At 59.4% G+C, this 6,560-nt stretch carries 7 protein-coding genes and 1 pseudogene; all 8 read left to right on the top strand.

Translation table 11 applies throughout. From position 1 onward, the window contains the following. Positions 1 to 261, top strand: a pseudogene (locus AB3U87_RS20275) (electron transport complex subunit RsxC); the annotation flags it as partial. Then, positions 262 to 1,323, top strand: a complete 1,062-nt coding sequence (rsxD, locus tag AB3U87_RS20270) for an electron transport complex subunit RsxD (protein WP_253454361.1) — start codon at positions 262 to 264, stop codon at positions 1,321 to 1,323. Then, positions 1,323 to 1,952: an electron transport complex subunit RsxG gene (rsxG, locus tag AB3U87_RS20265; protein ID WP_301253434.1), complete on the top strand. Its 630-nt coding sequence runs from the start codon at positions 1,323 to 1,325 to the stop codon at positions 1,950 to 1,952. The genes rsxD and rsxG overlap by 1 nt, the downstream gene beginning before the upstream one ends. Continuing rightward, entirely contained in the window at positions 1,945 to 2,640 is a 696-nt protein-coding gene (locus AB3U87_RS20260; RefSeq protein WP_253454363.1) for an electron transport complex subunit E, read from the top strand. The genes rsxG and AB3U87_RS20260 overlap by 8 nt, the downstream gene beginning before the upstream one ends. Beyond that, a complete protein-coding gene (gene nth / locus AB3U87_RS20255; protein WP_253454364.1) occupies positions 2,637 to 3,272 on the top strand; it encodes an endonuclease III in 636 nt (211 codons plus the stop codon). The genes AB3U87_RS20260 and nth overlap by 4 nt, the downstream gene beginning before the upstream one ends. Before the next feature lie 54 nt (positions 3,273 to 3,326). Then, entirely contained in the window at positions 3,327 to 3,617 is a 291-nt protein-coding gene (catC, locus tag AB3U87_RS20250; RefSeq protein ID WP_253454365.1) for a muconolactone Delta-isomerase, read from the top strand. 282 nt (positions 3,618 to 3,899) lie between these two features. Continuing rightward, a complete protein-coding gene (locus AB3U87_RS20245) occupies positions 3,900 to 4,841 on the top strand; it encodes an aminoimidazole riboside kinase (protein ID WP_394150286.1) in 942 nt (313 codons plus the stop codon). A gap of 90 nt (positions 4,842 to 4,931) precedes the next feature. Beyond that, a complete protein-coding gene (locus tag AB3U87_RS20240; RefSeq protein WP_253454367.1) occupies positions 4,932 to 6,539 on the top strand; it encodes a carbohydrate porin in 1,608 nt (535 codons plus the stop codon). The last annotated feature ends 21 nt before the right edge of the window (positions 6,540 to 6,560 follow it).

Genomic DNA, 6,560 nt, shown 5'->3' with positions numbered 1-6,560 from the left:
CAGGTCGATCCGCGCAAGGCAGCCGTTGAGGCCGCAATTGCCCGCGCCAAAGCGAAGAAAGCGGCGGCCGCGAAAGCAGCCGCTGCGGACGATATCGAGCAGAGAGTCGAAGAGCACCAGGCGGCCACAACGGCGGAACAGGTCGCGCAGGCGACGACTATCCCTTCGTCAGAACATGACGATCCCCGCAAAGCGGCAGTGGCGGCGGCCATCGCTCGCGTTAAAGCGCGTAAGGCGCAGCATTCTACGCAAGAGGATTAAATGGCTTTTCGCATCGCTAGTTCGCCTTACACCCATAATCGCCGCAGCACCAGCACCATTATGCTGCTGGTGCTGGTGGCTACCCTGCCCGGCATCGCGGCTCAGTGCTGGTTTTTCGGCTGGGGCACCCTCATTCAAATCGCGATTGCCGCGGCGGCGGGCATCGGTGCCGAAGCCGCCATCCTTAAGCTGCGCAAGCAGCCGTTAGGCAAAACGCTGGGCGATAATTCCGCACTGCTGACCGCGCTGCTGCTGGCGATCAGTATTCCGCCGCTGGCGCCGTGGTGGGTGATAATTATCGGCACCCTCTTCGCCGTGGTGATCTCCAAACAGCTGTATGGCGGCCTGGGACAGAATCCTTTCAACCCCGCCATGGTGGGCTATGTGGTGCTGCTGATCTCCTTTCCGGTGCAGATGACCAGCTGGCTACCGCCGGACGCTTTGCAGTCGGTCACGCCCACCTTCTGGGACACGCTGCAGATGATTTTTCACGGGTCGACGCTTGATGGCCACACTATGCAGCAGCTGCAAATCGGCGTAGACGGCGTCAGCCAGGCGACGCCGCTGGATACCTTTAAAACCGGCCTGCGCGCCGGGCACAGCGCGGAGCAGCTGCATGCCCTGCCCATTTACAGCGGCGTTATTGCCGGCCTGGGCTGGCAGTGGGTAAATATCGGCTATCTGGTCGGCGGTCTGTTTCTGCTGCTCACCAACAGCATTCGCTGGCATATCCCGGCCAGTATGCTGCTGTCGCTGGCGCTCTTCTCCACCCTCGGCTGGTTCTTTTCGCCCGAAAGCCTGGTATCGCCTGCGATCCACCTTTTCTCAGGTGCAACCATGCTCGGCGCCTTTTTTATCGCCACCGACCCGGTCACGGCCTCGACCACCAATAAAGGCCGCCTGCTTTACGGCGTGCTGATTGGCCTGCTGGTGTGGCTTATCCGCAGCTTTGGCGGCTATCCTGACGGCGTGGCGTTTGCCGTGCTGCTGGCGAATATCACCGTGCCGCTGATCGACTATTACACGCAGCCGCGCGTTTACGGCCATCGTAAGGAAAAGTAATGCTGGATGCGATTCGTAAAAATGGCGTGACGCTGGCGCTGTTCGCCGCCGTCACTACCGGTCTGACCGCAGTGATCAACAGCGTGACCAAACCGACTATTGACCACCAGACCACGCTACAGCAAAAAAGCCTGCTGGATCAGGTGGTGCCGCCGGAGCTGTATAATAATCCGATTCAGCAGGAGTGTTACAGCGTCACTAATCCGGCGCTGGGCAGCGGTGTACACCGCCTGTACCTGGCGCGCAAAGATGACCGGCCGGTGGCGGCAGCGGTTGAGACTACCGCGCCCGACGGTTATTCTGGTGCCATTCAGATGCTGGTCGGCGCGGACTTCAACGGAAAAGTACTGGGCGTGCGCGTGGTGGAACACCATGAAACGCCGGGCCTGGGGGATAAAATAGAGCTGCGCATCTCCAACTGGATTGAAAGCTTCAGCGGCGTCAGGCTGAGCGGTAAAGATGATAAGCATTTTGCGGTGAAAAAAGACGGCGGCGATTTCGATCAGTTTACCGGCGCCACCATCACACCGCGCGCGGTAGTGAATGCGACAAAACGCACTACGCTATTTGTTGAAACGTTGCCGGGGCAGCTTGCCTCGCTGCCAACCTGTGGAGACTCCAATGAGTGAAGCCAAAACCCTGCTGATCGGCGGGCTGTGGAAAAATAACTCGGCGCTGGTTCAGCTGCTGGGCCTGTGTCCGCTGCTGGCGGTCACCTCTACCGCCACCAATGCGCTGGGCCTCGGCCTGGCCACCACGCTGGTGCTGACCTGCACCAACAGCGCGATTTCCGCCTCGCGCCGCTGGGTGCCGTCCGATATCCGTATTCCGATTTACGTGATGATTATCGCTGCCGTGGTGAGCTGCGTGCAGATGCTGATCAACGCCTATGCCTACGGGCTTTATCAGTCGTTAGGCATCTTTATCCCGCTGATCGTCACCAACTGTATCGTGGTGGGCCGCGCCGAAGCGGTCGCCTCGCGCAGCAGCGTGCCGCTGGCCGCGCTGGACGGCATGGCCATTGGCCTGGGCGCCACCAGCGTGATGTTCGTGCTGGGCTCGCTGCGTGAAATCATCGGTAACGGCACCATTTTCAACGGCGCCGATCAGCTGCTTGGCCCGTGGGCGAAAGTGCTGCGCGTGCAGGTTGTGCATTTTGATTCGCCAATGCTGCTGGCGATGCTGCCGCCGGGCGCGTTTATCGGCCTGGGGATGCTGCTGGCCGCGAAATACCTGATTGATAACAAGATGAAGGCCCGTGCGGCCCGCAGGGCGGCAGAAGCCAGCCTGCCGAAAGGAGCACCGAGCACGCTGTGAACAAGGATAAACGTCAGCAAATTTTAGTGCGGCTGCGTGATAACAATCCGCATCCCACTACGGAACTGGTTTTCACTACGCCTTTTGAACTGCTGATCGCCGTGCTGCTCTCGGCGCAGGCCACCGACGTCAGCGTTAACAAGGCGACCGCAAAGCTCTATCCGGTTGCCAATACGCCCGCCGCCATGCTGGAGCTGGGCGTCGACGGCGTCAAAGCCTATATCAAGACCATCGGCCTGTTTAACAGCAAGGCGGAGAACGTCATTAAAACCTGCCGTATTTTGCTGGAGCAGCACGGCGGCGAAGTGCCGGAAAGCCGCGAGGCGCTGGAAGCGCTGCCGGGCGTGGGCCGCAAAACGGCGAACGTGGTGCTGAATACCGCTTTCGGCTGGCCGACCATTGCCGTGGATACCCATATCTTTCGCGTCTGCAACCGCACGAAATTCGCGCCGGGGAAGAACGTTGAGCAGGTAGAAGAAAAGCTGCTAAAAGTGGTGCCAAAAGAGTTCAAAGTAGACTGTCACCACTGGCTGATCCTGCACGGCCGCTACACCTGCATTGCCCGCAAACCGCGCTGCGGCTCCTGCCTGATTGAGGATCTTTGCGAGTACGGCGAGAAAACCGATATCTGATCCTTTTGCCGGATAAAATACCCGGCAATTTACTGAGATTAAGGAGAAAAAGGTATGCTGTTTAAAGTGGAAATGACCATTGCTATCCCCGACTCGCTGCCGGCCGAGCGCGTTACGGAAATCAAAGCGCAGGAAAAAGCCTATGCGCAACAGCTGCAGCGCTCCGGTAAATGGCGTCACGTCTGGCGCGTGGCCGGCCAGTTCAAAAACGTCAGCATTTTCGATGTGGAAAGCCATGACGAGCTGCACGAGCTGCTTACCGGCCTGCCGCTCTACCCTTATATGACCATGGCTATTGAGCCGCTGTGCCGCCATCCGTCCTCCATTCGGGATGACGACAGCTAATCATCCCGCGTCGTCAGGGAAGACGACCGCCAACGCCCCGCTCATAATCCCCTGGCGCCTGTCAGCCAGCACGACCGCAAACGTCCTACATAACCAGGCATCAGCATTCTGCTGCCAGACGAATAAGACGACCGCCAACGACGTGATTTCGTCTCCGGCCATCTTCTTGCCGCCTGCTTTAGCGCTTCTCCTCGTTTGCCCAATTTCCGCTCTCTGACGGTTGGGCAGTTGTTATTATCGCTAAAGCGGTTTAGCTTTAAGCTTACATTCACAGGAGGCGTAATGAACAGAGTCTGGGTTTTAGGCGATGCGGTAGTCGATCTGCTGCCGGAGGAAAATAATCATTTGCAACAGTGCCCTGGCGGCGCGCCCGCCAACGTGGCGGTAGGCGTGGCTCGTCTGGGCGGCGACAGCGGCTTTATCGGCCGCGTAGGCGACGATCCCTTTGGCGCATTTTTGCAGGACGTCCTGCGTCAGGAAAAGGTTAACACGGATTTTATGCGCCAGCTGCCGCAACAGCGTACCTCTACCGTGGTGGTGGGTCTGGATAATCAGGGCGAACGAACCTTCACTTTTATGGTGCGCCCGGCGGCCGATCTTTTCTTAACGCCGGACGACCTGCCCGATTTTGCGGCAGGCCAGGCGCTACACTTCTGCTCAATAGCCCTCAGCGCCGAACCGTCACGCAGCGCGGTGTTCGCCGCCGTTGAGCGTATTCACGCCGCCGGAGGCTGGGTCAGCTTCGATCCCAATCTGCGAGAAGATTTCTGGCACGACCATCAGGAAATGTGTCAGGTGGTCGAGCGGGCTTTCGTGCTGGCGGATGTGGTTAAACTGTCGCTGGATGAGCTACAGCTGCTGACCGGCGAGCAGGAAACCGAGGCCGCGCTGGCCTTGTTCACCGCCCGCTTCCGTCCCGCCCTGCTGCTGATTACCCTGGGCGAAGAAGGCGTTATCGTCTGGCATGAAGGCGAACAGCGTCGGTTTAGCGCCTCGAAGGTGCAGCCTGTTGATACCACGGGCGCAGGCGACGCTTTTGTTGCAGGTTTGCTGGCAGGACTGATGCGCGAAGCGGATCCTTTACGCCCTCGCGATCTTGAGGCGGCCGTCGGGCTGGCTCAGCAGTGCGGCGCGCTGGCCACCACCGCTAAAGGGGCAATGACCGCGCTGCCCTATGCGAGCCAGCTGCAAAATGCCAGGCCCGTCACAATAACGAAATCGTAACAACAAAATCCTTTGTCACGCTGGTCGCTGTTCTCTACTCTCCTTATCGAACCGGTTTAGCTAAACGGTAAATTCTCTGGAGAATGGCGGATGTTAAAAATAAACCCTGTTGCGCTGGCGGTCACGGCAGCGCTGTTTCTTCCTCAAACAAGCCAGGCCGACAGCGATCTCAGCGCCGTTGAACGACGCCTTAACCAGCTGGAGGCGAGGCTGCAAAAAGCGGAGCGGCGTGCCGATGAGGCTGAACGCCGCGCCCGCCTGGCCGAACAGCGTCTGGCGCAGACCGCTCCGGCAGCCGCCATTCCCGCGACGGCATCCGATGCGCACACGCCTCAGACCCCACCCGCTATTCGTCAAGGCTCGGCGCAGGCGCCTGCCGTCGTAGCTGGCCCGCAGCCGCCGGTTGCGCCGTCGCCTGCCGACCAGCCGCAGGCGGTCAGACCGGCGGAGAAAACGCTGGCGGACGGTTTCGAGTTTCATGCCTATGCCCGCTCAGGCCTGATTATGAACGATTCAGCTTCTTCGACCAAAAGCGGCCCTTACCTGACGCCAGCAGGCGAAACCGGCGGCGCGGTCGGCCGTCTGGGCAACGAAAACAACACCTATGTTGAAATTAACATGGAGCACAAAACGCAGCTGGCTAACGGCGCGACCACCCGCTTTAAGGTCATGCTGGCGGACGGCCAGAGCGACTATAACGACTGGACGGCGGACAGCAGCGATCTCAATATCCGCCAGGCCTTTGTTGAACTGGGCAGCCTGCCGACCTTTAAAGGCATGTTTGCTGACAGCACGCTGTGGGCCGGGAAACGCTTCGATCGCGACAATTTCGATATTCACTGGCTGGATTCTGACGTGGTGTTTCTGGCCGGAACGGGCGGCGGGATTTATGACGTGCGCTGGGCGGACGGCGTGAAAAGCAACCTTTCCGTCTACGGCCGCAACTTTGGCGATATCGAAACTATCGATAACACCATTCAGAACTACATTGTGACCGCCAACACTTTCAGCGGGCCGCTGCAGTTTATGCTCAGCGGCCTGCGCGCCAAAGATAACGATGAGCGCGTCAACACCGCCGTGCGTAGCGATAACGCAGGCGACAGCGGCGTTCACGCCATGCTCGCCTGGCACGGCGACAGCTTTTACGGCCTGCGCGACGGCCAGTCGAAAACGGCGCTGCTTTACGGGCACGGCTTAGGCGCCGAGGTAAAAGGCATCGGCTCCGACGGCAACCTGACCGACAGCGCCAGCACCTGGCGTCTGGCCTCTTACGGCATGACCCCGCTAAACCAAACCTGGAGCCTGGCCCCGGCCCTGCTCGCGCAGCAGAGCAAAGATCGCTACGTTGCCGGCGACAGCTACCGCTGGGTGACCGCTAACGCCCGCCTGCTTCAGAGCATCAACGAAAACTTTATGCTGGCTTACGAGGGCAGCTATCAGTACATGGATCTCGATCCTCAGGGATTCAAAAGCCGTCAGAACGTCAGCGGCGGCTTCTACAAGCTGACTTTTGCGCCCACCTTTAAGCCTGGCGATATCGGCAACTTCCTCAGCCGTCCGGAAATTCGCTTCTTTGCCAGCTGGATGGACTGGGATAACGCGTTAGATCGCTACGCCAGCGACGACGCTTTTGGTACCAGCGGCTTTACCGCCGGCGGTGAATGGAACTTCGGCGTCCAGATGGAAACCTGGTTCTGATCGACCACTTTCAGGGGAAAC

The organism is Erwinia plantamica (assembly GCF_043420595.1).
Classification (GTDB): Bacteria; Pseudomonadota; Gammaproteobacteria; order Enterobacterales; family Enterobacteriaceae; genus Erwinia; species Erwinia aeris.
The sequence above is the reverse complement of the archived record's forward strand: the minus strand, read 5'-3'. Positions and strand labels throughout refer to the sequence as shown.